The sequence below is a fragment of the Mycobacterium sp. 4D054 genome (assembly GCF_052245755.1).
Taxonomy (GTDB): Bacteria; Actinomycetota; Actinomycetes; order Mycobacteriales; family Mycobacteriaceae; genus Mycobacterium.
Genome location: NZ_JBQQCF010000004.1, coordinates 88920 through 113479 on the forward strand (window position 1 = coordinate 88920; position 24560 = coordinate 113479).

At 69.3% G+C, this 24560-nt stretch carries 22 protein-coding genes; 8 read left to right on the forward strand and 14 right to left on the reverse strand.

Annotated features, from left to right (window positions below; genetic code table 11):
• Positions 1-12: 12 nt before the first annotated feature.
• Entirely contained in the window at positions 13-639 is a 627-nt protein-coding gene (locus ACTWP6_RS05100; RefSeq protein ID WP_443187021.1) for a PaaI family thioesterase, read from the forward strand.
• On the opposite strand, the gene ACTWP6_RS05105 is transcribed toward ACTWP6_RS05100, so the two are convergent.
• The 3 genes from ACTWP6_RS05105 to glnA form a co-directional block, all read right to left on the reverse strand.
• Entirely contained in the window at positions 605-3844 is a 3240-nt protein-coding gene (locus ACTWP6_RS05105; RefSeq protein WP_443187022.1) for an Ig-like domain-containing protein, read from the reverse strand. The genes ACTWP6_RS05100 and ACTWP6_RS05105 overlap by 35 nt on opposite strands.
• A 189-nt stretch (positions 3845-4033) precedes the next feature.
• Positions 4034-4480: a DoxX family protein gene (locus ACTWP6_RS05110; RefSeq protein WP_443187023.1), complete on the reverse strand. Its 447-nt coding sequence runs from the start codon at positions 4478-4480 to the stop codon at positions 4034-4036.
• Positions 4481-4657: 177 nt separating this feature from the next.
• Positions 4658-6094 (reverse strand): type I glutamate--ammonia ligase, encoded by a 1437-nt coding sequence (gene glnA / locus ACTWP6_RS05115; RefSeq protein ID WP_260753622.1) that lies wholly within the window; start codon positions 6092-6094, stop codon positions 4658-4660.
• Between the two features lie 144 nt (positions 6095-6238).
• On the opposite strand from glnA, the gene ACTWP6_RS05120 reads away from it, so the two are divergent.
• Complete coding sequence (locus ACTWP6_RS05120) at positions 6239-6775, forward strand: RDD family protein (protein ID WP_443187024.1); 537 nt, start codon at positions 6239-6241, stop codon at positions 6773-6775.
• On the opposite strand, the gene ACTWP6_RS05125 is transcribed toward ACTWP6_RS05120, so the two are convergent.
• From ACTWP6_RS05125 to sucB, 6 genes are read right to left on the reverse strand one after another with little or no spacing between them, the layout of a single operon-like run.
• The gene (locus tag ACTWP6_RS05125; RefSeq protein WP_443187025.1) at positions 6717-8531 is read right to left on the reverse strand and encodes an amidohydrolase; all 1815 of its coding nucleotides are present in this window, start codon (positions 8529-8531) and stop codon (positions 6717-6719) included. The two genes, ACTWP6_RS05120 and ACTWP6_RS05125, sit on opposite strands and share 59 nt — an antisense overlap.
• A 51-nt stretch (positions 8532-8582) precedes the next feature.
• Positions 8583-9335, reverse strand: coding sequence for a DUF4191 domain-containing protein (locus tag ACTWP6_RS05130; RefSeq protein WP_443187026.1), 753 nt, complete (start codon positions 9333-9335; stop codon positions 8583-8585).
• A gap of 4 nt (positions 9336-9339) precedes the next feature.
• Positions 9340-10272 carry a lipoyl synthase gene (lipA, locus tag ACTWP6_RS05135; protein ID WP_443187027.1) on the reverse strand — a complete coding sequence of 311 codons (933 nt, stop codon included), beginning with the start codon at positions 10270-10272 and terminating at the stop codon, positions 9340-9342.
• The gene (gene lipB / locus ACTWP6_RS05140) at positions 10269-10967 is read right to left on the reverse strand and encodes a lipoyl(octanoyl) transferase LipB (protein ID WP_443187028.1); all 699 of its coding nucleotides are present in this window, start codon (positions 10965-10967) and stop codon (positions 10269-10271) included. Before lipB ends, lipA begins: the two co-directional genes overlap by 4 nt.
• 10 nt (positions 10968-10977) lie before the next feature.
• Positions 10978-11889, reverse strand: coding sequence for a TIGR01777 family oxidoreductase (locus ACTWP6_RS05145; RefSeq protein ID WP_443187029.1), 912 nt, complete (start codon positions 11887-11889; stop codon positions 10978-10980).
• 12 nt (positions 11890-11901) lie between these two features.
• Complete coding sequence (gene sucB / locus ACTWP6_RS05150) at positions 11902-13689, reverse strand: 2-oxoglutarate dehydrogenase, E2 component, dihydrolipoamide succinyltransferase (protein WP_443187030.1); 1788 nt, start codon at positions 13687-13689, stop codon at positions 11902-11904.
• Positions 13690-13847: 158 nt separating this feature from the next.
• Between sucB and ACTWP6_RS05155 the strand changes: the two genes are divergently transcribed.
• Positions 13848-14198 (forward strand): oxidoreductase, encoded by a 351-nt coding sequence (locus ACTWP6_RS05155; protein WP_260753596.1) that lies wholly within the window; start codon positions 13848-13850, stop codon positions 14196-14198.
• Between the two features lie 57 nt (positions 14199-14255).
• Complete coding sequence (locus ACTWP6_RS05160; RefSeq protein ID WP_443187031.1) at positions 14256-15824, forward strand: SDR family oxidoreductase; 1569 nt, start codon at positions 14256-14258, stop codon at positions 15822-15824.
• Between the two features lie 18 nt (positions 15825-15842).
• Here ACTWP6_RS05160 and ACTWP6_RS05165 read toward each other — a convergent pair whose 3' ends face one another.
• Complete coding sequence (locus ACTWP6_RS05165; protein ID WP_443187032.1) at positions 15843-17375, reverse strand: leucyl aminopeptidase; 1533 nt, start codon at positions 17373-17375, stop codon at positions 15843-15845.
• A 17-nt stretch (positions 17376-17392) separates the two neighbouring features.
• Between ACTWP6_RS05165 and gcvT the strand changes: the two genes are divergently transcribed.
• Positions 17393-18529, forward strand: coding sequence for a glycine cleavage system aminomethyltransferase GcvT (gene gcvT / locus ACTWP6_RS05170; protein ID WP_443187033.1), 1137 nt, complete (start codon positions 17393-17395; stop codon positions 18527-18529).
• Between the two features lie 47 nt (positions 18530-18576).
• Entirely contained in the window at positions 18577-19680 is a 1104-nt protein-coding gene (locus tag ACTWP6_RS05175; protein WP_443187034.1) for a branched-chain amino acid aminotransferase, read from the forward strand.
• Here ACTWP6_RS05175 and ACTWP6_RS05180 read toward each other — a convergent pair.
• From ACTWP6_RS05180 to ACTWP6_RS05190, 3 genes are read right to left on the reverse strand one after another with little or no spacing between them, the layout of a single operon-like run.
• Positions 19677-20408: an adenosylcobinamide-GDP ribazoletransferase gene (locus ACTWP6_RS05180; RefSeq protein WP_443187035.1), complete on the reverse strand. Its 732-nt coding sequence runs from the start codon at positions 20406-20408 to the stop codon at positions 19677-19679. The genes ACTWP6_RS05175 and ACTWP6_RS05180 overlap by 4 nt on opposite strands.
• Before the next feature lie 3 nt (positions 20409-20411).
• A complete protein-coding gene (gene cobT / locus ACTWP6_RS05185) occupies positions 20412-21455 on the reverse strand; it encodes a nicotinate-nucleotide--dimethylbenzimidazole phosphoribosyltransferase (RefSeq protein ID WP_443187109.1) in 1044 nt (347 codons plus the stop codon).
• Positions 21456-21463: 8 nt separating this feature from the next.
• Positions 21464-22141, reverse strand: a complete 678-nt coding sequence (locus ACTWP6_RS05190; protein ID WP_260753565.1) for a DUF3043 domain-containing protein — start codon at positions 22139-22141, stop codon at positions 21464-21466.
• 79 nt (positions 22142-22220) lie between these two features.
• Here ACTWP6_RS05190 and ACTWP6_RS05195 point away from each other — a divergent pair, with 79 nt between their 5' ends.
• Complete coding sequence (locus ACTWP6_RS05195; protein ID WP_443187036.1) at positions 22221-23282, forward strand: glycerate kinase family protein; 1062 nt, start codon at positions 22221-22223, stop codon at positions 23280-23282.
• 111 nt (positions 23283-23393) lie between these two features.
• The gene (locus ACTWP6_RS05200; protein WP_443187037.1) at positions 23394-23771 is read left to right on the forward strand and encodes a HesB/IscA family protein; all 378 of its coding nucleotides are present in this window, start codon (positions 23394-23396) and stop codon (positions 23769-23771) included.
• Positions 23772-23787: 16 nt separating this feature from the next.
• Here ACTWP6_RS05200 and ACTWP6_RS05205 read toward each other — a convergent pair whose 3' ends face one another.
• The gene (locus ACTWP6_RS05205; protein WP_260753558.1) at positions 23788-24456 is read right to left on the reverse strand and encodes an Rv0361 family membrane protein; all 669 of its coding nucleotides are present in this window, start codon (positions 24454-24456) and stop codon (positions 23788-23790) included.
• Positions 24457-24560 lie beyond the last annotated feature (104 nt).

Below are 24560 nucleotides of genomic sequence, written 5' to 3' on the forward strand. Positions count from 1 at the left end.
TGGGGAGGTTAGATGTTCGACTTCGATGTGATCGACGCCGAGGAGCATGACCGGCAGCGGGTCCGCTACAAACCGCTGACAGATGCGCTGCGCACGCTGATCGACCTCGGCATCCACACCGACGTCGACGACGACACGGCGCGGCAGGCGTTGACTCATCTGGAGGCCGCCGCCGGGTTGCTGGGGCGGCAGCTGCGCGAGGATCGGGTGACGTTGCGCCACGCCGTCACCGGGCGTCCCGTCACGTGGGGGAATCCCGTTGTGGGCCTTCGTAATGCGATGAGTCCGCCGATCGTCGTCGAGCACGGGGCGGACGGTCGCTGCTGGAGCGAATTCACCCTAGGCCCGGCCTATGAAGGCCCGCCCGGCTGGGTTCACGGCGGCATCTGCGCTCTGGTGCTCGATCAGCTGCTCGGTGAGGTGGCCAGCGACGGGATGACCAAGGCGCGGTTCACCGGGACCATCAGCGTGCGTTATCTGCGCGGCACGCCGTTGGGCCCGCTGCGTGCAGAGGCCTTCGTCGAGCGCTCTGAGGGCGCCAAGACCTACGCCAAGGGCTACCTGATGGATGCCGAAGGCCCGACGGCTGAAGCCGACGGGGTGTTCATAATGCCAGCGTGGGCGCGAGACGCCGGATGACCTCCGCGGTGGCGAACGGCACGATCGGCACGGTCACCGAGATCGCGGTCGCCGCCCCGTAGGCGTCGAGGGCCACCACCGTGAAGGTGTCCTGCTTGTCGGCCGGTGTTGCGTCGGCGGCGGCGGCCCGATAGCGCGCATCGTCGCCGGGCGTGTAGACGAACTGTCCGGCCCCCTCGACCACCACGCTGCCCTTGCCGGCGTCGCCGGCGCTGACAAAGATCACGGTGTCGCGTTCGGGATCGGTCGCGATCACCGTGCCGGTCACCTTGCCGCTGGCTGAATCCTGTTGGCTCAGGCTGTAATTCCCGTTCGTTGGGGCCTGGTTGACGTATCCGGCCGGTGCGATGGCCACCCGGACGGTCAACATCGTGGTGCCGCCGTGCCCGTCGTCGACTGTCACCCGGAACCGGTCGGTCTTGTCCCAGGACGGAGCGAACCGCTTGGCGGCCGCGGCGCGGGCTTCGTCGGTCGGGACGTAGGCGAAGGTGCCGTCGGCGCTGACAGTGACCGAACCCTTGCCGGTGTTCGGCGCCACCCGGTAGGTCAACGCGTCGCCGTCCTGGTCGGTCGCGGTGATCTTGCCGGTGGTCATGCCGGTGTTCGGGTTGGTGAACACTCCTCCCGCCGACGCGCGGCTCGGTGCCCAGTTGAGCGGTTTGATGTCCACCGTGACGGCCACCCGCGTGACGCCGCCGTGTCCGTCGTCGACGATGACGTCGAACGTGTCCTGCTTGTCCGCGTCGGTCGCGCCGGCGGCCGCGGCTGCGTGCCGGGCAGCGTCGGTGGGGGTGTAGGTGAACCGCCCGCGGGTGTTCATGGTGACGACGCCGTTCTTCGCGGTCGCCGACGCCGAGTAGGTCAGCCCGTCCCGGTCGGTGTCCCTGGCGGTGATGGTGCCGTACACCTTCGCGCTGAACCACGACGAGCTCGTCCGCACGGTCGCGTTCGGTGCGGCGTTGCCCGGCTTGACCTTCACCGTCACCGTCAGCGACGTGATCCCGCCGTGCCCGTCGGCGACGAGCACGGTGAAGGTGTCCTGTTTGTCGGCTTGCGTCGCCCCGGCGTTGGCGGCGGCATGCCGCGCCGCAGCGGTCGGGGTGTAGGTGAACTTCCCGTCCGCGCCGATCGTCACGGTTCCACCCTTGGCGGTCGGAGAAGCCGAATAACTCAGCGGATCCCGGTCGGCATCCCTGGCGGTGACGGTGCCGTACACCTTCGCGCTGAACCAGGACACGCTCGACCTGGCGATCGCGGTGGGCGCAGTGTTGGCGGGCGCGATCGTCACCGTGATCGGCACCTCCACCACGCCGCGTTGGCCGTCGCTGAACGTGATGGTGAACGTGTCGAAGCCGGCACCGGGGGCGGCGCCCACTTCGGCAGCCGCGTGACGGGCCGCGTCGGTGGGGGTGTAAGTGAAGGCGAATGCGCCGTCGTCTCCGCGGGTGACGGTCACGCTGCCCTTGCCCGGGCCGGTGACGGTGTAGGTCAGGGGCCTGCCCTCCGGGTCGGTGACGGTGACGGATCCCGAAACGTCGCCGGAAGCGTTGGGGGAGTTGACGACCGGTGTCTGCGCCACCGGGTTTGCATTCGGCGCGACCAGCGCGACGACATGCAACCGGTTACCGCCGAACTCCGTCCAATAGAGCTGGGTGCCGTCGGGGCTGACGGCGACCATCGGCGGACCGTCGACCTGATACGGATTGACGATCACCGAGGTGAGCTCGGTCTTGCTCGCGACGTCGTACACCGAGAGTTTGCCGTCGTCGCTGCGTACCACAAACAGCGTCGTGCCGTCGTGGCTGACCGCGAGTTCGAACGGAGTACCGGTTGCGACCGTGATGCTGTCGATCACCTCGTGGGACTTCGCGTCGATGATCCGCACGCTGCCGGCCACGTCGGCCACGAAAACGCGGGAACCGTCGGCGCTGAACGTGATTCCCGTCGATCCTGCCGCAACGCCGGGGATCTTCTTGCCGAACAGCGACGCCGTCGAGAAATGGGAGATCTCTCCGGTGGTGCTGCTGAGGGTGTAGATCGTCGAGCCGTCCGGGCTGATCGCGATCGACGAGACCCCCTTGCCGACGCCGTAGACGGTTCCGACGACCTTGTTGGTCAGCGTGCTGATCTTCGAGACGGTGCCGTCGTCGCTGTTGACGACATACAGACGGGATCCGCCGGGGCTCACCGCTATTCCGGTGGGGGTGTCTCCGACCCGGATGGTCTTGACGACCGAATTGGTCGCGGTGCTGAGCACCGACACCGTGCCGGCCAGGGCGTTGGAGATATAGAGGCGGGTGCCGCTGGGGCCGATCGCGAGCATCGTCGGTGTGTAGCGCAGCGTGAGGGTCTGGAGCACCTTGCCGCTGACGGTGTCGACGATCGTCAGCGACTGGCTGCCCGCATGCGCGATGTAGGCGCGGGTGTCGGTCGCGACCAGATCGGTGGGGGCGCCCGGGATCAGGATGTCGCCCAACCGGCGGACGGCCTCGGATTGTTCGGGGGTGAGGAGTGCCGAGTCGAGACCGGCGGCCAGCGACGATGTGGGTGAGTCGAGCTGGCGACGCAGCGCCGAGGCCACCATCAGCCACAGCGGCGATGCGGCGGGGCTGTCGGGGACACGCTTCGGTGCCAGCAGCGACGACAGGATGCTCGACAGCGTGACCGATTTCGCGGCCGGCGCGTCCTGCGGTTCAGGGGCGGGCGAGGGGGCCTCCGCGGTCTCCGGGACGCTCACGGGGTCTGGATCGGTCACCGGTTCGGCGGGCGGTGTCGAATCGACGGCCGGCGCGGCGGCATCGTCGACCGCCTCGGAGTCCGTAGTCACCGGCTCGTCGGGGGTGGCGGGCTCCGGCGCGGCATCAGTGTGGGGGTCCGTTGTCGTAGCCCGGTCCGCGCGCTCGCGCACGGGCGCGTCGGAGTCGTCGTCCCTGGGCAACTCAGGTTCGGCGGCGTCAGCGATGTCGTCGGTGACCTCATCGACGTCGCCGGCGTCATCGGCGTCGTCGGTGTTGGTGTCGTTAGGTGCGGTGGTGTCCTCCGTCGTCGGCCCGGGATCGGGTGTCGCGCTGTCGGCGGTGGACGAGCTGACCGCGCTGCTGTCCTCGTCCGCTAACGCGATGGCCGGGGTGGCGCCGAGGCCGACGCCCACCCCCAGAGCAAACGCGAGCGCGCCGATACGACCGATATACGTCGAATGCCCCACGGCATTCCTCCCCCGAAGAATTGTCCCGCTGACAATAAGTGGAGCAATCCTATGAGGACTTCGACCGGTGCGGGGTGACCTTTCACGATATTCACGTTCGCGTCGAGAACGCGCTACCCGGCGGCGCCCCGCAAACCCGTTTGCCAGATCTGCGCGGTGTTGTTCAGGAAGGTGCGAGCAAACCGCGGTCTAGGCGCGTACGGCGGCCCCGCGGCGGCGGGCATCCACCGACCATGTGCCCGCACCCATCGCGGCCAGAAGAAGGAACGCGAAGCAGAACAGGATCGCCAGTTCGCCGCCGTTGCCGCCGGCCTGGCCGCCGAACGGCCAGAAGCTGGCGGGCTCCCCGCCGATGATTCCCCAGTGCTGCCAGAAGTAGGCCACGGCCATCTGACCTGCGGCGACGATCGCCGCGATGCGCGTGAAAAAGCCGACGGTGATCAGGAGGCCGCACACCAGCTCGATCACCCCGGCGAACCAGTACGGCCAGGTGCCGGTGGGGACCGCCTCGCCCAGCGGCCACCCGAACAGCTTCATGGTGCCGTGCAGGGTGAACAACAAACCGACCACGATGCGGAAGATGCTCAGCATCGGGGAGGAATAGCTTGCCAGGCGCGCGTCCAGGTTGGTGGTCATGCGCCCGAGCCTACCGCCGCGGACTCCAGTCCGGATAGTTTTCTGGTGGCCTCGGTTCAGCGCTGCCCGACCTGGAGTAAGGCCTATTCGCACACGGAACCGCCCGCGCTGCCTAGGGCAGCGCGGGCGGTGTCGTCTCGTACGACTTGGACTTAGACGTCGCGTCGGCGGGCCGACTTAGACGTCGTAATACAGCGAGAACTCGTACGGGTGAGGACGGATCTGGATCGGCATGATCTCGTTCTCCCGCTTGTAGGAGATCCAGGTCTCGATCAGGTCCGTGGTGAACACCCCGCCCTCGGTGAGGTATTCGTGGTCCTCTTCGAGCTTGTCGATCACCGCGGCGAGCGACGTGGGCGCCTGCGGGATGTTGGCGGCCTCCTCGGGCGGCAACTCGTAGAGATCCTTGTCGACCGGGGCCAGGGGCTCGATCTTGCGCTTGATGCCGTCGATACCGGCCATCAGCATCGCCGCGAACGCCAGGTACGGGTTGCCCGAGCTGTCGGGGCAGCGGAATTCGAGACGCTTGGCCTTCGGGTTGTTGCCGGTGATCGGGATACGGACGCAGGCCGACCGGTTGCGCTGGCTGTACACCAGGTTGATCGGGGCCTCGTAGCCAGGCACCAGACGCTTGTAGGAGTTCACCGTCGGGTTGGTGAACGCCAGCAGCGACGGCGCGTGGTGCAGGATGCCGCCGATGTAGTGGCGGGCCATGTCCGACAGTCCGGCGTAACCCGACTCGTCGTGGAACAGCGGCTTGCCGTCCTTCCACAGCGACTGGTGAGCGTGCATACCGGAACCGTTGTCACCGAACAGTGGCTTCGGCATGAACGTGACGGTCTTGCCGTTGGCCCACGCCGTGTTCTTGATGATGTATTTGAACAGCAGCACGTCGTCGGCCGCGTGCAGCAGCGTGTCGAACTTGTAGTTGATCTCGGCCTGACCGGCAGTGCCCACCTCGTGGTGTCCGCGTTCGAGCACGAAGCCCGAGTTCTGCAGGTTGGTGGCCATCTCGTCGCGCAGGTCGACGTAGTGGTCGTAGGGCGCGACGGGGAAGTAGCCGCCCTTGGGGCGGACCTTGTAGCCACGGTTGGGGGTGCCGTCCGCCTCGAACGGCTCCCCGGTGTTCCACCAACCCGACTCGGAGTCCACCTCGTAGAAGGTGCCGTTGATCTTCGAATCGAACCTCACCGAATCGAAGATGTAGAACTCGGCCTCCGCGCCGAAGTAGCAGGTGTCGGCGATGCCGGTGCTGACCAGGTAGTTCTCGGCCTTGCGGGCGACGTTACGCGGGTCGCGGGAGTACGCCTCACGGGTGAACGGGTCGTGCACGAAGAAGTTCATGTTCAGCGTCTTGGCGGCGCGGAAAGGGTCGATGCGCGCGGTGGCCGGATCGGGCAGCAGCATCATGTCCGACTCGTGGATGGACTGGAAGCCGCGCACCGACGAACCGTCGAAGGCGAGGCCGTCCTCGAACACGCTCTCGTCGAACGCAGACGCCGGGATCGAGAAGTGTTGGACGACGCCGGGCAGATCGCAGAACCGAATGTCGACGTACTCGACGTTCTCGTCCTTGATCAGCTTGATGATGTCGTCGGCGGTCTGTTCTGCCACTTATTGCTCTCCTTTGACTTGGTAGCCCGCCGGTGACGGTATGGATACGATGTTGCACGGCAGTCAACCGCATGTTGCGTGGACGTTACGCATCACGTCGGCGTCAGTTACAGGACACTATCGGCAGCCGCATATCCTTGCCGCATGGCCCGCAGCATTGGGTCCTGGCTGTCGGGACCGTCGCAATCCGACGACTCCGGTCAGCGGGCCTCCACCTATCCCGGCGAGCGTCTCGGCTTCCCCGAGAGCGGCCCGGGGTCCATCGCTCGATTCGGCCGCCGCATCGGTGCGCTCCTCGTCGACTGGCTGGTCAGCTACGGCCTCGCCGCGCTGGCGATGACGTTCGGTTGGGTCAGCCTGGCGGCGTTGTCGACGGCGGTGCTCGTCGTGTGGCTCGTCCTCGGCGTGGTGTCGGTGCGGCTGTTCGGTTTCACCCCGGGCCAGCTCCTGCTCGGCCTGAAGGTGGTGCCCGTGGACAACCGGCAGCATGTGGGTTCGGGCCGGGCGTTGGTGCGCGGTCTGCTCATCACACTGGTGATCCCGGCTCTGTTCACCGACTCCGATCTGCGCGGACTGCACGATCTGGCGACGAAGACCGCCGTGGTGAGAGCGGACCGCAGCGCTAAGCCTGATGGCGGATCTGCCCGTTCATCATCGTCATCGTCACCGTTGCGCCACTGATCTGACGAGGGTCGACCTCGAAGATGTTGCGGTCCAACACGATCAGATCAGCCAGCTTGCCGACCTCGACGGAGCCGACCTTGTCGTCGAGGCGAAGCTGATAGGCCGCGCCGAGGGTGTTGGCATGCACCGCCTGTTCGACCGTCATCCTCTGATCGGCCGGTGCGAGCACCTCAGCGTCGGGATCGCCGATCAACTGTCGCGTCACCCCGATCTGGATGGAGTCCAGCGGCTTGTACGTCGAGAAGTACCCGGCCGCCGGCCAGTCGGTGCCCAGCGACACCGGGCCGCCGGTTCGTAGGACGTCCTGCACCCGGTACAAGTTGTCCCCACGGGGCTTCCCGTACCGCGCGGCCATGTTCTGCACCGTGTCGGGATCGGCGGACAGCCAGTTGGCGGAGAACTGGGCGACCACACCGAGCTCACCGAAGCGTCGTGCGTCCGGGTCTTCCAGGTAGACCAGATGGGCGACCGTGTGCCGACGATCCCGCGGCGGGTTCGTCTTGACCGCGGCCTCGATCGAGTCCAGTGCCGTGCGTGCGGTGCGTTCACCGCAGGCGTGCACGTGGATGTCGAGACCGGCCGCATCCACCTGCTGCACCAGCTGCCGCCACTGCTGCTCGGTGAACGGGGAGCCGCCGATCGATTCCGGCCGGTCGGCATAGGGTTCCAGCAGCCAGGCCGTGTAACCGCCCTGCGTTCCGTCGCCGACGATCTTGACCACCCCGACGTCGACGAGGTCGGTGGAGACGCGGTTGCGGATGTCGGTCAGCCGGGCGACGGCGTCGTCGAACGGCGGTGACTTCACGCTGTAGGAGGCCACCACGCGCAACGGCAGCGCGCCGCGGCGCGCGGCGTCGGTGTAGAGCTCGATCAGTGCGCTCTGGTCGCCGCCGATCGGCGGGACGCCCGCGTCGAACACCGACGTGATGCCCGCTTCGGATGCTTTCGGCAGCCACTGTTCGAGCAGCCGGCCCATCGTCTCGGCGGAGATGGGCTCGATCGCGTTGACCAGGCCGAGCACCGCGTCCACTTCGAGCACATAACCGGTGAGCTCGCCGTCCTCGTCGCGCACGTAGTAGCTGAATCCGGGGATCGGGTCGGGCGAGTCGCGGCTGACGCCGGCCAACTCCAGGGCCCTGCTGTTGGCCCACATGCTGTGACCGTCGATCGCGAAGAAGAACCCGGGTCGGTCGGGCAGCACCCGGTCGAGTTGGGCCCGGGTCGGCCCGTCAGGGCCGAACATGTCCACGCGCCAGCCGAATCCGCGTACCGGACCGCCCGGGTTGGCGCTGGCGTAGGCCGCGATCGCATCGAGTGCGTCCTGTGCGGTCGGCACCTGGAGATCGACGCCGGTGGACAGGAACGCGCCGAGGATCGGGTGGATGTGCCCCTCGACGAAACCCGGCATCAGCAGATTGCCGTCGAGGTCGACGACCTGAGTGTCCGGACCGACTAGCGCCATCGCCCCGGCCGCGTCGCCGACATAGGTGATGGTGTCACCGGTGACCGCGACGGCCTCGGCCCACGGCGCCGCCTCGGTCACCGTGTAGACGCGGCCGTTGTGGAAGACGAAGTCCGGGTCGGCGCCGTCGGCCGCGGTGGACTGCGTCAGGGGAGTCGACTCGGTGGCGCATGCCGATGCCGTCGCGACGACGGCCGTCACGGCCGCGGCCCGCAGCACGGTCCGGCGTGTCAGGGGCCCCCCTCGCCCGAAAGCCGCGAAATGCGGAGCCCATTCGCACGCGGTGCACATATGGCGAACGTACGTGCGCGGAGGGTTAGAGCAGGCGCGGCGCGCCGGTGGTCAGCGCCGGCGCACGGTGCGCTGCACGCCGCGCATCTTGGCCTGCGCCGGCAACGGGCCCTTGGGCATCGCGGCCGGTCCCACCTTGGTGCCCAGTGCTGCCAGGCGGGATTCCAGGGAGTCCATCTGCTTGACCGTGATGTTCGCCGGCAACTTGTTGAGGTGGCGTTCCAACTTGGCCAGCGGAACCTCACCCTCACCGTTGCCGATGATCACGTCGTAGATCGGCACGTCACCGACCAGACGGGCGGTGCGCTTTTTCTCCTGGGCCAGCAGCGGCCTGACCCGGTTGGCGGCACCCTCGCCCACGAAGATCACACCGGGACGTCCGATGACCCGGTGCACGGCGTCGAAGTGGCCGGTCGCGGCGACGCCGGGAGTGACGCGCCACTTGCCGCGCAGATTGTCCAACGCCCACGCGGCCGCGCCGGTCTGTCCCTCGGCCTTGCGGTACACCGCCTTCTGGGCGCGCCGACCGAAGATGATGAAGGCCACCAGCGCGCCGAGCACGATGCCCAGCGGGATCAGCATGAACATCGTGAACCCGCCGGCGTACACACCGGTCGCCACCGAGGCGCCGACGATCAGCACGAACGCGCCGATCATGTACGGCAGCAGCCGCTTGTCCTCTTTGCGCTGCATCTGGAACGCCTGCCACAGCTGGCTGCGCCGCTGCTTGGACGCCGCCTTGCGGGCGGCCTTCGCCTCTGCCTTGGCGGCCTTCGCCTCGGCCGGGTTACGCGATTTCGCCATTGCTTCAGGATACGGGCGGTCGCGACGCGACCGTCTGCGCATACAACTTCCCGGCCCGGTAGGACGAACGCACCAACGGTCCGGCCAGCACGCCGGCGAAGCCGAGCTCGGTCGCGTAGCGCTCGTGCTCGACGAACTCGTCGGGATGGACCCAGCGTTCCACCGGGTGGTGGCGTGCGGACGGGCGCAGGTACTGAGTGATCGTGACGATGTCGCACCCCGCCTCGTGCAGGTCGCCCAGGGCCGCGCGCACCTCCTCAGGGGTCTCACCCATGCCGAGGATCAGGTTGCTCTTGGTGACCAGTCCGTAGTCGCGCGCCATCGTCAGCACCGACAGGCTGCGTTCATAACGGAACCCGGGCCGGATCCGCTTGAAGATGCGGGGGACGGTTTCGACGTTGTGCGCCAGCACCTCCGGCCGCGACTCGAAGACCTGCTCCAGTTGGCCCGGATCTGCGTTGAAGTCCGGGATCAACAACTCCACACCGGTGTTCGGGTTCAGCGCCTTGATCTGACGGACCGTTTCGGCGTAGAGCCAGGCGCCACCGTCGGGCAGGTCGTCGCGGGCCACACCGGTCACCGTGGAGTAGCGCAGACCCATCGCCTGCACACTCTCGGCCACCCGGCGCGGCTCGTCGCGGTCCAGTTCGGCGGGCTTACCGGTGTCGATCTGGCAGAAGTCGCACCGACGGGTGCACTGCTCGCCGCCGATCAGGAACGTAGCCTCGCGGTCTTCCCAGCACTCGAAGATGTTGGGGCAGCCCGCCTCCTCGCACACGGTGTGCAGGCCCTCACGGCGCACCAGGTTTTTGAGCTCTTTGTACTCCGGGCCCATCTTGGCGCGGGTCTTGATCCACGGGGGCTTGCGCTCGATCGGCGTCTCGGCGTTACGAACTTCCAGACGCAGCAGCTTGCGGCCGTCAGGAGCGATAGTCACTGTGGTGATCCTACGCGCATGGCAGGCGCCGCAAACGCCGTGAGACGGCCGTCGAGCGCGTCGAGAACCGCCTCGCCCACCCGGTCGGCGATGTCGTCGACGGTGACCGTGCGGCCCAGCTCGGCGGTGAGCGAGGTCACGCCGGCGTCCCGGATGCCGCACGGCACGATCGCGCCGTACGCGCCGAGGTCGCAGTCACAGTTCAGCGCGAACCCGTGCAGGGTCGTCGCCCGCGCGACCCGGATGCCTATCGCGGCGATCTTGCGCGCAGGCCGGTTCACCGCGGCCGGCAACCACACCCCGGACCGGCCCTCGACCCGGCCTGCCGACAGGCCCAGCTCCGCACACACCGTGATCAACGAATCTTCAAGGCGCCGAACGAAATTCACCACATCCAGCGGCTCGGCCAGCCCGATGATCGGGTAGCCGACCAGCTGGCCGGGCCCGTGCCAGGTGATCTTGCCGCCGCGGTCGGTGTCGATGACAGGCGTGCCGTCGACCGGCTTCTCCTCGGGTAGGGTGCGCCGGCCCGCGGTGTACACCGGCGGGTGCTCCAGCAGCAGCAGCGTGTCGGGCCCGCCCGCGATGCGTTCTTCGGCGACGCGGCGCTGAAGGTCCCACGCTTGCCGGTAGTCCAGGTTGCCGAGACGGCGCACCTGTACCGGTGCGGTGTGCGACCGAATCGAAACCGCCATGTCCTCGACGCTACTCACGGTTGGGCGCGGTGGCGAACGCCAGGGCCTCGCCGATGGTGTGGTGGTGGAACTCGAAACCGGCGCGTTCCAATGCCGCCGGGATCGCGCGCTGCCCGCCGAGCACACCTTCGTCGGCGAATTCTCCGAGCGCGACCCGCAACGCGAACCCCGGCACGACCAGAGGGGTTGGTCGGCGCACTGAGCGGCCCAGCGCAGTGGTGAACTCCGCGTTGGTCACCGGTGCCGGCCCGGTGAAGTTGACCGGCCCGGACAGCTCGTCGCGTGTGATCGCGAAGAGCAGTGCCCGCACCTCGTCTTCGAGGCTGACCCACGACAGGTACTGCCGTCCGTTGCCGAGGCGGGCGCCGAGCCCGAGCGAGAACAGCGGTTTGAGCCGACTCAGCATGCCCCCTGACGGCGCCATCACCAGGCCGGTGCGTGCCAGCACCACCCGAACGCCGGCTTGCGCGGCCACCGTGGTGGCGGTCTCCCAGTCGACGGCCAGGCGGGCCAGGAAGTTGTGGCCCGGCCCGGCCGTCTCGTCGACCGGCGTGCTACCCGAGTTGCCGTAGTAGCCGACCGCGCTGGCGTTGATCAACACCGGCACCTCGGCATCGACCACCGCGTTGGCCAGCACCTCGGTCGGGCCGATCCGGCTGTCGCGCAGGCTCTGCTTGAACGCACCCGACCACCGCTTCTGGCCGACGTTGACGCCACACAGGTTCACCACGGCATCCACACCGAGCAGGGTGTTCGGGTCGAACTCGCCGGAGTCGGGATTCCAGAACACCTCGTCGGCGTTCGACGGGGCGCGCCGCACGATGCGGATCACCCGATGATCGGTGGCGCGCAGCGCGTAGACCAGCGCCGTACCGATCAGACCGGATGACCCCGCGATCGCGATGACCGAATCCGATGGCATCGACAACCTCGTCTACAACCCGAGGTCGGCCTCGAACGCACCCTCTTCCAACCGGCGCTTGACGGTGGTGACGAAGCGGCCGGCGTCAGCGCCGTCGATGAGGCGGTGATCGTAGGTCAACGGCAGGTAGCTCACCGAGCGGACGCCGATCGACTCGTTGCCGAACTGGTCGACGATCACCCGCGGCCGTTTGACGATGGCGCCGGTGCCGAGCATGGCCGCCTGCGGCGGCACCAGGATCGGGGTGTCGAACAGCGCGCCCTGGCTGCCGATGTTGGTGATCGTGAACGTGCCACCGGAGAGTTCGTCGGGCTTGAGGTTGCCCGACCGCGCCCGCGCGGCGATGTCGGCGATCGCCCGGGCCAGCCCGCCCAGCGACAGGTCGCCGGCGTTGTGGATCACCGGGGACAGCAGGCCCTGGTCGGTGTCGACGGCGATGCCCAGGTGCTCGGCGTCGTAGTAGGTGATCTCCTTGGAATCCTCGTTGTAGCTGGCATTCACGTTCGGGTGCAGCTTCAGCGCGTCGATCACCGCCCGTGCGATGAACGGCAGGTAGGTGAGGTTCACCCCTTCGCGTTCGGCGAACTGCGCCTTGGCCCTGGCCCGCAGCGCCACGATCTTGGTCATGTCGACCTCGTGGACCTGCGTCAGCTGCGCCGTGGTCTGCAGCGACTCGCGGGTCTTCTTGGCGGTGATCTGGCGGATCCGGTTGGCCTTCTGGGTGGTACCGCGCAGGTGCGCCAGCGCCCCTTCGGCGGGCGGGCCGGCCACCTTGGCGGGCGCCTCGGCCGCGGGCGCCGCCTTCGGCGCCTCCTTCGGCGCCTTGCTCGCCTCTGCGGCGGCCAGCACGTCCTGCTTGCGGATCCGGCCGCCCACACCGGTGCCCTTGACCGTCGCGAGGTCCACTCCGTGCTCACCGGCGAGCTTGCGCACCAGCGGAGTCACATACGGGCTGGAGTCCGCGGAACCCTCGGCCGCGGCCGGCTCCGGCTTCGGTTCGGGCTTCGGTTCGGGCTTGGGCTCCGGCTTGGGTTCGGGCTTGGGCTCCGGCTTGGGTTCCGGCTGGGCTTCCTCAGAGGGTTTGGCCGACGGCTTGGTCTGCTTCGGCTCGGGCTCGGGTTCCGGCTCCGGTTCGGGCTCGGCTTCCGGTTCGGGCTCGGCCTCAGCGCCCTGATCGCCGATTTTGGCGAGCTCTCCGCCGACCTCGACGGTGTCGTCCTCTTCGGCGGTGATCGACAGCAGCGTGCCGGCCACCGGCGACGGGATCTCGGTGTCGACCTTGTCGGTGGACACCTCCACGAGCGGCTCGTCTACCTCGACGCTGTCGCCGACCTTCTTCAGCCAGCGGGTGACGGTGCCCTCGGTGACGGACTCGCCGAGCTCGGGCATGAGTACGGGTGTCGCCGACCCCGACGAACCGCCGCCGGAGGGCTTCTTCTCAGATTGCGGCTCGGGCTCTTCCTCCGGCTCGGGCTCGGGCTCGGGCTCCGGCTCGGGTTCCGGTTCGGCCTCGGCTTCCGGTTCCTCGCCGCCGCTGTCGCTGTCGGTGTCGCCGCTGTCGTCGGCGTCGCCGATGACCGCCAGCTCACCGCCGACCTCGACGGTGTCGTCCTCCTGGGCGACGATCTTCTTCAGCACACCTGAGGCAGGTGAGGGGATCTCGGTGTCGACCTTGTCGGTGGACACCTCCAGCAATGGCTCGTCCTCTTCGACCGTGTCCCCCTCCTGCTTCAGCCAGCGGGTGACAGTCCCCTCGGTAACGCTCTCTCCGAGTGCGGGCATCTGGACGGAGATGGCCATAGTGTCGTGACTCCCTTAATGGTCGGTCGCAGTCTCTGAGGTGTCGCGTCCCATCCTGTCACGTCCATGTGACCTTCCGCCGCGGACGCGCGTTCTGAAACCTCTGGCACTATCGAAATGTCGGGTCACCAGCGGATCGCCGGAAGGAGCAAGCCCAGGTGGGACTGTTCGACAGACTCCGTGGTCGGCGCCGCACGGCCACGACGGCCACCGACCCCGCCGCCGATCTGCGGTACCTGCAGCGCTGGGTCGCCGAACATCATGGCGTCGAGGCGTTCATCGAACCCAAGACCACCGTCACCGATGTCACCGTGGTGCTGGTCGCCGCCGACGGTGAGTGGACCCGGCGCAAAGCCGGCGGTCACGCCGGGGCCCGACGGCTGTCCGACCGGCTAAAGATCCCCGTCTATGACGTTCAGAAGGTCGGTTACCCGCAACGCATGCGCGACTACGACGCGCGCCGGCGGATCGAGCGTAAGCGGGCCGCCCGCGAAGAACTCGAGCGCTGACGGCAGCCAAGCGTGAGCCATGGGGTAGTGCTCCGTCGCTGGCGGTAGTGTCCGCTCGTGAGTAGCCAGCGCTTCGTCCGCAGCAGTGACGGTGTCCGCATCGCCGTCTTCGAACACGGCGATCCGGACGGCCCCACGCTCGTGCTGGTGCACGGTCATTCCGACACCCACCGCATCTGGGACGAGGTGGCTGCGCTGTTGGCCGACAGGTTCCGGATCGTCGCCTACGACCTCCGCGGAGCGGGCGAGTCGGATGCGCCCAAGCCGGCGTCGGCCTACACCGTGGAGCGGTTCGCCGACGACCTCGCGGCCGTCCTCGACGGCAATACAGCGGTGCACGTGCTCGCGCACGGTGCGGGCACGGCCGGGGTGTGGCACTACCTGAAGCGTCCCGGGGCGCGGATCGCGTCGCTGACGTCGGTCTCGGGAGCCGGCCCCGAACACCTCGCCGCACGGCTGCGCACCGCGATGACCGCTCCCGGCCGGTTCATCCGCGGCATGGCCCGGACGGCGACGGTCACGCCATACCGCGCCAACCCGCGGACCGTGCTGGCTGACCTGCGCACGGACGTACCGGTGCAACTGATCGTCTCCGCCAGGGACCGCGGAGTGGACCCCCACGTCTACGACGACCTGCCCTCGCGGGTGCCGCGGCTGTGGCGCCGAGACATCACGACCGGTCCGGTCACGCCCGCGTCGCATCCGGGCGTGCTCGCCCGGGCGGTCACCCAGCTCGTCGATCACCTCGACGGCGCACCGGCCGCCCGTGAGCTGTTGCGCGCCGAGACGGGCCGGCGGCGCAAGACGTTCGGCGACACCCTGGTCGCCGTGACCGGCGCAGCCAGCGGCATCGGCCGCGAGACCGCGCTCGCCTTCGCCCGCGACGGGGCCGACGTGGTGATCAGCGACGTCGACTCGGCTGGTCTGGAGGAGACCGCCCGGCTCGTCGCCGCCACCGGCTCCGCAGCGCACACCTACACCGTCGACGTATCCGATGCCGCTGCGGTCGAGGAGATGGCCGAACGGGTGTGCGCCGAGCACGGCGTGCCCGACATCGTGGTCAACAACGCCGGCATCGGTCACGCGGGGTTCTTCCTCGACACCCCGGCCGAAGAGTTCGACCGCGTGATGGACATCAACTTCGGCGGGGTGGTCAACGGGTGCCGCTCATGGGGCAAGCGGCTGGTGGACCGCGGCACGGGCGGGCACATCGTCAACGTCGCCTCGATGGCCTCCTACACGCCGGTCAACGTGATGAACCCGTACTGCACGTCGAAGGCGGCCGTGTTCATGTTCTCGGACTGTCTACGCGCGGAACTTGATTCGGCCGGGATCGGGCTGACCACCATCTGCCCGGGCATCATCGGCACAAATATCGTCAACACCACCCGCTTCTGGCTGCCGGAGGCTCGCAGCTATGACGCGGAGGCGATCCGGCGACGGGTGCGCAAGGGCTTCGCGGTGCGGCGCGTCGGCCCGGACAAGGTCGCCAGGGCCATCGTCGCCGCGGTCAGGAAGAACAAACCGGTCCGGCCAGTGACCGCCGAGGCATACCTCGTCTACGGCGTCTCACATGCCTTCCCGCAGGTGATGCGAAGCACCGCCCGCGGCGGAAACATCATGTGATGCAGCGGGTTCGGCCGCTCAGCCGTTCGCCGCGATATCTTCGAGCACCGCGAACATCGTCCGCGTCGGTACTCCGGTGCCCCCCTTGGGGGTGTAGCCCCAGGGGCCTCCGGAGTTGTACGCCGGCGCCGCGACGTCGATGTGCGCCCACTCAACACCCTCGGCGACGAACTCCCGCAGGTAGGTGCCGGCGACCAGCATGCCGGCGAACCGGGAGCCGCTGACGTTGGCCAGATCGGCGACGGTGGACTTCAGCTCGTCCTTGAGCTCCTCGGGCAGCGGCATCGGCCAGCCGTTCTCGCCGACCGCCTGGGACAGCTCGGCGACCCGATCGCGGAAGTCGTCGCTGCCCATCACGCCCGGGGTTCGCGAACCCAGTGCCACGGTCTGCGCGCCCGTCAGCGTCGAGGTCTCGATCAGGTAGTCGGGCTCGTCCTCACACGCCCGCACGATCGCGTCGGCCAGGATGAGCCGGCCCTCGGCGTCGGTGTTGAGCACCTCGACGGTGGTGCCGCCGTACTGGGTCAGCACATCGCCGGGACGCTGCGCGGTGGACGACGGCATGTTCTCGGCCATCGGCACGTACGCGACCACGTCGATCGGCAGGTTCCGGAGTGCGGCGAGCACGACCGTCGCGATCACGGCCGCCGCGCCGCCCATGTCGGAGGTCATGTGGTGCATGTTGGCGGCCGGCTTGATCGAGATGCCGCCGGTGTCGAACGTGATGCCCTTGCCGACCAGCGCCACCTTCTTGCCCGAACGGCCGCCGCCGCGGTGGGCCAGTCGCACCAGCCGTGGTGGGCGTGACGACCCCTTGCCCACGCCGATGATCCCACCGTAACCGGCCTTGGTGAGCGCCTTCTCGTCCAGCACCTCGACTTCGAGGCCGGCAGCCTCGCCCAATGTCTTTGCCCGAGAGGCGAATTCGGCAGGGTAGAGGTGGCTGGGCGGGGTGTTGACGAAGTCGCGGGCGGTGGCGACCGCGGTGGCGATGGCCGCCGCGCGGGCAGCGGCATCCTTGGTCGCCGCTTTCGTGTCGGGGGTCAGCGCGGTGATCGAGCGCAGCCCGGCGTCCTTGGGTGCGGTCTTCTCGCTGCGGAACTCCGAGAACCGGTACGAGCCGAGGATCAACCCCTCGATCGCCGCCTCCAGGTTGAGATCGGACAGCGTGGTGACCACCGCCTCGACACCCGACAGCGACCGCGCCGCCGCGCCGGCGGCGCGGCGGATCGTCTCGGCCGGAAACTCGTCGCGGCTCTTGCCCAGACCGACGGCCACCACGCTGGCCACCGGCAGCCCCGACACGACCACGCGCGTGACCTGCTCGTTGCCGCCCTTGGCGCCGAGCGCCTGCAGCGCGGCCTCGATCTCACCGACGGCCTCGGCGCTCAGGTAGGAGCCGGCCACCACGGTGGCGCGGGCGTCGCTGCCCTCACTGCCGTTCCCGTCGCTGACGACGGGCACGATGAGGACCGACGAGTCAACCCGGCGCTTGGGCAGCGCGGTGGCGACCGTGACGGCGGGGGACTGGTAACCGGCTGAGGTGCTCACGGGGATTCACCCTAGCCATGCCGTTGGGGTGCGGCGCACTACTAGTGTGGTTCGCCGTGAGCGACAACGTGCTGGCCGGCCCTCTGGAGAACCGTCACCGCAAGCTCGGTGCGAGCTTCGCCGAATTCGGCGGCTGGTCGATGCCGGTGTCCTACGCCGGCACGGTGGCCGAGCACAACGCCACCCGGAGCACGGTCGGTTTGTTCGACGTCAGTCACCTCGGCAAGGCGCTGGTGAAGGGGCCCGGCGCCGCCGAGTACGTCAACTCCGCGTTCACCAACGACCTGCGCCGGATCGGGCCGGGCAAGGCCCAGTACACGCTGTGCTGCACCGAGGACGGCGGGGTGATCGACGACCTGATCGCCTATTACGTCTCCGACGACGAGATCTTCCTGGTGCCCAACGCGGCCAACACCGCAGCCGTGGTCGCCGCGCTGCAGGAGCGCGCCCCGGACGGTCTGACCATCACCGACGAGCATCGGTCCCGGGCCGTGCTCGCGGTGCAGGGACCGAAGTCGGCCGACGTCGTCGGCGGGCTGGGACTTCCGACGGACATGGACTACATGGGCTACGCCGACGCCGAGTACCGCGGCGTCGACGTGCGGGTCTGCAGGACCGGATACACCGGTGAACACGGCTACGAGCTGCTGCCGGGCTGGGATCAGGCCGCGGTGGTGTTCGACGCGCTGCTGGAGGCGGTGCAGGCGGCCGGCGGCCAACCGGCCGGTCTGGGCGCCCGCGACACGTTGCGCACCGAGATGGGATATCCACTGCACGGCCACGAGCTGTCGCCGGCCATCTCGCCGCTGCAGGCCCGCTGCGGTTGGGCGATCGGCTGGAAGAAGGACGCATTCTGGGGCCGTGAGGCACTGCTCGCGGAGAAGGAAGCCGGCCCGCGGCGCACCCTGCGGGGGTTGCGCGCGGTCGGTCGGGGTGTGCTGCGGCCGGACCTGACGGTGCTCGCCGGAGACACCGCCGTCGGCGCCACGACATCGGGAACCTTCTCTCCCACACTGAAAGTGGGGATCGCACTGGCATTGATCGACACCGCAGCCGACATCGCCGACGGCGCACACGTCGACGTCGACGTCCGCGGTCGCCGCATCGAATGTGAAGTGGTCAAGCCGCCGTTCGTCGACACCCGCACCCGCTGAGGCCGCACCCCAAAAACGGTTGGCCGCCGGGTTATAGAATCGCCTGCATGACTGAAGGCCTCGAGTTCACCGTCGATCGCAACGCGAATCCGGCGAGCGACGAGGTACGCGCCGGGATCCTGGAGAACCCCGGATTCGGCAGGTTCCACACCGACCACATGGTCTCGATCGACTACACCAGCGGCGAAGGCTGGCACGACGCCCGCGTCATCCCGTACGGCCCCATCGAACTGGACCCTTCGGCGATCGTGCTGCACTACGCGCAGGAAGTCTTCGAAGGGCTGAAGGCCTACCGGTGGGCCGACGGGTCGATCGTGTCGTTCCGTCCCGAGGCCAACGCGGCGCGGTTGCGTTCCTCGGCGCGCCGGCTGGCCATCCCGGAGCTGCCCGACGAGGTGTTCATCGAATCGCTGCGGCAGCTGATCGCCATCGACGAGAAGTGGGTGCCGCGCGCGGGCGGCGAGGAGTCGCTGTACCTGCGGCCGTTCATCTTCGCCACCGAACCCGGTCTCGGTGTGCGGCCGGCCGACGAGTACCGCTACATGGTCATCGGCTCACCCGCGGGGGCCTACTTCCCGCGCGGGATCAAGCCGGTCAGTGTGTGGCTCTCGCACGAGTACGTGCGCGCCTCGCCCGGCGGCACCGGGGCCGCCAAATTCGGCGGCAACTACGCCGCGTCGCTGCTGGCACAGGCCGAGGCCGCCGCACACGGATGCGATCAGGTGGTGTGGCTCGACGCGATCGAACGCCGCTACATCGAGGAGATGGGCGGCATGAACCTGTTCTTCGTCTTCGGCAGCGGCGGCACCGCCCGTCTGGTCACTCCGGAACTGTCGGGGTCGCTGCTGCCCGGCATCACCCGGAACTCGTTGCTGCAGTTGGCCACCGACGCCGGGTTCGCGGTCGAGGAACGCAAAATCGACGTCGACGAGTGGCAGAAGAAGGCGGCCGCGGGAGAGATCACCGAGGTCTTCGCCTGCGGGACCGCCGCGGTCATCACCCCGGTCTCTCACGTCAAGTACGGCGAGGGCGAGTTCACCATCGCCGACGGCGAGCCGGGGGAGATCACCATGGCGCTGCGGGACACGTTGACCGGCATCCAGCGCGGCACGTTCGCCGACACCCATTGCTGGATGGCCCGGCTGTCCTAGCGGACCGCCAGACCGACCGCGACGATCACCGTCGTCACCTCGACGGCCGCGCCGAGCACGTCACCGGTGATCCCGCCGAAGCGGCGGACGCAGTGGGCGACGAGCGCTGCACTGCAGACCAGCGCCAGCACCACCACCAGCGGCCCCTGCCACGGCCGCGCGCACACCGGCACCGCCGCGGCGACGGCGACGGCCACCCAGGCGGCGACCAACCAGACCGGCTGCGTGCCTGCCGCCAGCGCGCCGAGGGTGCTGCCGGTGGCCGAGGGGATCCCGCGACGGCATGCGGCGACGGCGGCCACCCGCCCCGCCGCGACGGCGACAATCGCCGCGGCCCAACCGGACTGCGCGAACGCCAACGACTGGACGAGCAGCGTCACCGCCACCGCCGCGACCCCGAACGGACCCGCGCTGCCGTCGCGCATCACCGACAGCGCCCGCTCGGGCGGCCCGTAGCAGCCCAGCCCGTCGACGGTGTCGGACAGGCCGTCGATGTGCAGGCCGCGGGTGGCCAGCAGCAGCGCTGCGACGGCCAGCGCCCCGGCCAGTGCGCTGCCGTCGCCGAACGCCCAGAATCCTGCCGCCAGCACGCCGCCCGCCAACGCACCGAGCGCCGCGCCCGCCACCGGCAGCGCGGTCAACACCCCGCGCCCGGCGCCGGCCGAGACCCGCGCCGGCACCGGCAGGACCGTTGCGAAAGCGAATGCACCTGCCAGTGAGGAGATCACGCGTCAGGCCTCGCTGATTCCGGCTTCCCCGAAGGTGGCCATCGACGCCAGGGTCGCGACGGCGGCACGCAGCACCGGGAGCGCGACCAGCGCGCCGGAACCCTCACCGAGGCGCATCCCCAGATCGACGATCGGCTCGAGGTCGAGGTGACGCAGCGCCAGGGTGTGGGCCGGTTCGGTGGAGCGGTGACCGGCCTGCCACCACAGCCGCGCGCCCGGCGCGAGCTTCTCGGCGGCCAGCGCCGCGGACGTCACCACCATGCCGTCGAGCAGCAGCGGGGTGCGGCGCACCGCGGCCTGCGCGCAGAACCCGGTCATGGCGGCCAGATCGGCGCCGCCACAGATTCTCAGCAGCGCGATCGGATCGGCGGACAGCCGCCGGGTGCGGTAGAGCGCGTCGCGGATCGCGGCGGTCTTGCGGGCCCAGCCGGCGTCGTCGATGCCGGTGCCCCGGCCCACTACGGCCACGGGTTCGGAGTCGGTCAGCGCGGCGATCAGCGTGGTCGCCGGTGTGGTGTTGCCGATGCCCATGTCGCCGGCGATCAGCAGGTCGGCGCCGGAGTCCACTTCCTCGTCGGCGAGGCGGCGCCCGGCGTCGATGGCCTGCACCACCTCGTCGGGTGTCAGCGCGTCTTCGACCGCGATGTTGCCGCTGGAGCGCCGGATCTTGTCGGCGCCGATCGCCTCCGTCAGCGGCTCGTCGGTGTCGACGGCCATGTCGACGACCCGCACACCGGCACCGGCGACGTCGGCCAGCACGTTCACTGCGGCGCCGCCGGCGGCGATGTTCGCCACCATCGCCGCGGTCACCTCGGCGGGATAGGCCGACACTCCGGCCGCGGCGACACCGTGGTCGCCGGCGAAAACCACCACCCGGGCCCGATCGAATTGCCTTGGCGGACAGACGCCTTGGCATGCCGCGACCCAGATCGACAGGTCTTCGAGCCGGCCGAGCGCGCCCGTCGGTTTGGTGAGTGTGGACTGCCGGGCCCGCGCGGCCGCGGCGGCGTCGGCGTCAGGCGCGGCGATCTCAGGAAAGTACGCCACCTCCGGCGTCACGCAACGCGGGTGCCGCGCTCGACCTGCGGCCGCGGCGCACGCATACGGCGCAGCTGAGAGGCGCGGCTGGCGGCGTAGAAACCGAGCTTCCAGCCGGTCTCGGTGTTGCCCGGGAACTTCTCGTCGGCCATCCGGTTCACCTTGCGGCCCAGGAAGAACCCGTCGATCACCATGATCAGCACCAGAACCAGCATCGCCGGCGACAGGAACGCCTGCACCTGGACCGAGGGCACGGCCAGCATCACGAAGATCAGGAACAGGGCCGACGGCATGAACAAGCCGAGCAGGTTGCGTCGCGCATCGACCACGTCACGCACGTACCGGCGCACCGGGCCACGGTCGCGGGGGAGCAGGTAGGCGTCCTCGCCGGCCATCATCCGTGCCCGGCGCTCGGACATGTCGGCCCGGCGCTCAAGGCGCTCGGCCTTGCGCTCCTCGCGGGACAGCTTCGGCCCGCGCATCTCCTTGCGGCGCTTCCGGGCCTCGGCGGCCGTCATCGGCGCCGGCGCGACCGGGCCGCGCCTGCGGGCCGCCTGGTTGCGCTTCGGTGTCGGCTTGCCCTTGGGCGCCGTCCCGGCCCGCTCGGCTGCGGCCGCGTCGGCGCGCTGGTCGGCGGAGGGCGCAGAGTCGCGGGGATCCCCGGAGTCGTCGTTCTTACGGCCCAGCAGTTTCACGACTGCCAGGTTACTTCTCGGCCGCCGGGCGACCCAATCCGCGCGACCTGCGGGGCCCGCGGACAGGCCATAGTCTGCCGTGGTGGCAAGCATTCTCATCGCGCCCGACTGTTTCGGCGACAGCCTCACCGCTGTGCAGGCCGCCCGGGCCATCGCCGACGGCTGGCGGCGGGCGCGTCCGGCGGATGTGCTGACCCTGGCCCCGCAGTCCGACGGCGGGCCCGGGTTCGTCGAGGTGCTGGCCGGCCGGCTGGGGCACACGCGGACGACGACGGTGGCAGGCCCGCTGGACGCCGAGGTCGAGGCGCAGTGGGTCTTCGACGGCGACCCGCCGGTCACCGCGTATATCGAGTGCGCGCAGGCCTGCGGGCTCGCCCTGCTCGGCGGGCCGCCGACGGTCCGCACGGCGTTGGCGGCGCACAGCAGCGGGGTCGGTCAGCTGATCGCCGCGGCGTACGCCGCGGGCGCGCGCCGTATTCTCGTCGGACTCGGCGGCAGCGGCTGCACCGACGGCGGCCGGGGGATGGTCGAGGCCCTCGGCGGGCTGGACGCCGCCCGCAAGCTGCTCGCCGATGTCGAGCTGATCGCCGCCAGTGACGTCGAACACCCCCTGCTCGGGCCTCGGGGGGCGGCCGCGGTGTTCGGTCCGCAGAAGGGCGCCGACCCGGACACCGTCGTCGTCCTCGAACAGCGGCTGACGGACTGGGCGCGCCACCTCGATGCCGCGGCGGGGCGCTCGATCCGTGACGAACCGGGTGCCGGCGCCGCCGGAGGTATCGGCGCCGCACTGCTGGCGCTCGGGGGTAGGCGCGAATCGGGCGCGGCGATCATCGCCGAGCACACCGGGCTCGACGCCGACGTGGCCGCCGCCGACCTGGTCATCACCGGGGAAGGCCGCTTCGACGACCAGTCGCTGCACGGCAAAGTGGTCAGTGCCCTGGCAGCGAGCGCGCAGGCGCACCGGATTCCGGTGCTGGTGCTGGCCGGGCAGGTCACGCTGGACCATGCCGCGCTGCAGGCGGCGGGTATTGAAACGGCCCGCTCCGTGGCCGAGTACGCGGGATCCGTCCAGCGTGCCATCGAGGACGCGGCCGACCAGTTGACCGGTCTCGCCGCGGACGTCGCGGGAAGCTGGGGATAGATGGGGAATAGCGGGGGAACGGGGTACCGTTGAGTCAGTGGGGTCAGACCTCGCATGGCCACCTCGGCCAAACCGCGGGCCCCTTCCACGAACATCCACACGGGAGATTTCATGACTGTTCAGGACGATTCGGCAGTGCAGGCAGGTCAGGCCACCGACGCCCAACACGGCGTGACTCTGACCGATGCCGCGGCCGCCAAGGCGAAGGCTCTGCTCGACCAGGAGGGTCGTGACGACCTGGCGCTGCGGATCGCTGTGCAGCCCGGCGGGTGCGCAGGTCTGCGCTACAACCTCTTCTTCGACGACCGCACCCTCGACGGCGACCTGACCGTCGACTTCAACGGCGTCGAGCTCACGGTCGACCGCATGAGCGCCCCCTATGTGCAGGGCGCCACCATCGACTTCGTGGACACGATCGAGAAGCAGGGCTTCACCATCGACAACCCGAACGCCACCGGTTCGTGCGCGTGCGGCGACTCGTTCAACTGAGCCGGCACCGGATCGATCAGTACTGACCTGCCGTGCGCGGCAGGTAGGAGCACACCAACACCTCGTCATCGACCGACAGCAGCTGCGCAACGGCCTGCTCGTCGGCCTCCTGGGGCTGCGTGCGCGACGAGCCGCTGGCCGGGACCACCCGCATCGTGAACAGCACCTGTGCCTGGGTCGGTGAGGACAGCACCATCTTGTCGATCGCGGTCACCTCGGCGCTGTCGTACTGCTTACGGAACGCGTCGCTGGACAGGTTGGCCAGCGCCAGATCAGAGCGCCGTTCCTTGACCGCGTCGAACAGGCCGCACAGGGTGTGCCGCGCCACGGTCTCGTCGTCGCCGTTGGTCAGCGCGTCCAGATAGTCCTGGATCGCGGTCTTGGCCGTCGCCTCGGTGAGGGCGCCGGAGGAGCCGGCGTCGTCGCGCCGGCCGGTCAGCGCCACCGCGGCGATCACCGCGACGAGCCCGACGACCGCCACCACCGCGACGGCGGCGACGATCCAGGGGCGCCTGCGCTTGGGGTACTGCACCGGCGGCGGCAGCGGGCCCGGATAGGACGCCGCCGGGCCGGCCTCGGGATAGGGAGTCCCCATCGCCGGGTAGGTCGGCGGCGGATAACCCTCCGGATACATCTGCGGGCCTGCTGGTCCTGCGCCGTATTGGGGCGGGTACGGACCAGTCATAGATTTGCTCCCGGGGAAGTCGATCGGATCCTGCGGCATCTACAGTGACCGGGCAGGCACTTATAGGCAGGTTAGCGCACCTGGCCGGGGTGACCCTGCCGACA

Bases quoted from the DNA above. Each gene is read 5' to 3' on its own strand.
- ACTWP6_RS05100 (WP_443187021.1), top strand. From the start codon at position 13: ATGTTCGACTTCGATGTGATCGACGCCGAGGAGCATGACCGGCAGCGG.
- ACTWP6_RS05110 (WP_443187023.1), bottom strand. From the start codon at position 4,480: ATGACCACCAACCTGGACGCGCGCCTGGCAAGCTATTCCTCCCCGATG.
- ACTWP6_RS05120 (WP_443187024.1), top strand. From the start codon at position 6,239: ATGGCCCGCAGCATTGGGTCCTGGCTGTCGGGACCGTCGCAATCCGAC.
- ACTWP6_RS05125 (WP_443187025.1), bottom strand. From the start codon at position 8,531: ATGTGCACCGCGTGCGAATGGGCTCCGCATTTCGCGGCTTTCGGGCGA.
- ACTWP6_RS05130 (WP_443187026.1), bottom strand. From the start codon at position 9,335: ATGGCGAAATCGCGTAACCCGGCCGAGGCGAAGGCCGCCAAGGCAGAG.
- lipB (WP_443187028.1), bottom strand. From the start codon at position 10,967: ATGGCGGTTTCGATTCGGTCGCACACCGCACCGGTACAGGTGCGCCGT.
- ACTWP6_RS05145 (WP_443187029.1), bottom strand. From the start codon at position 11,889: ATGCCATCGGATTCGGTCATCGCGATCGCGGGGTCATCCGGTCTGATC.
- sucB (WP_443187030.1), bottom strand. From the start codon at position 13,689: ATGGCCATCTCCGTCCAGATGCCCGCACTCGGAGAGAGCGTTACCGAG.
- gcvT (WP_443187033.1), top strand. From the start codon at position 17,393: ATGCCGTTGGGGTGCGGCGCACTACTAGTGTGGTTCGCCGTGAGCGAC.
- ACTWP6_RS05175 (WP_443187034.1), top strand. From the start codon at position 18,577: ATGACTGAAGGCCTCGAGTTCACCGTCGATCGCAACGCGAATCCGGCG.
- ACTWP6_RS05200 (WP_443187037.1), top strand. From the start codon at position 23,394: ATGACTGTTCAGGACGATTCGGCAGTGCAGGCAGGTCAGGCCACCGAC.
- ACTWP6_RS05205 (WP_260753558.1), bottom strand. From the start codon at position 24,456: ATGACTGGTCCGTACCCGCCCCAATACGGCGCAGGACCAGCAGGCCCG.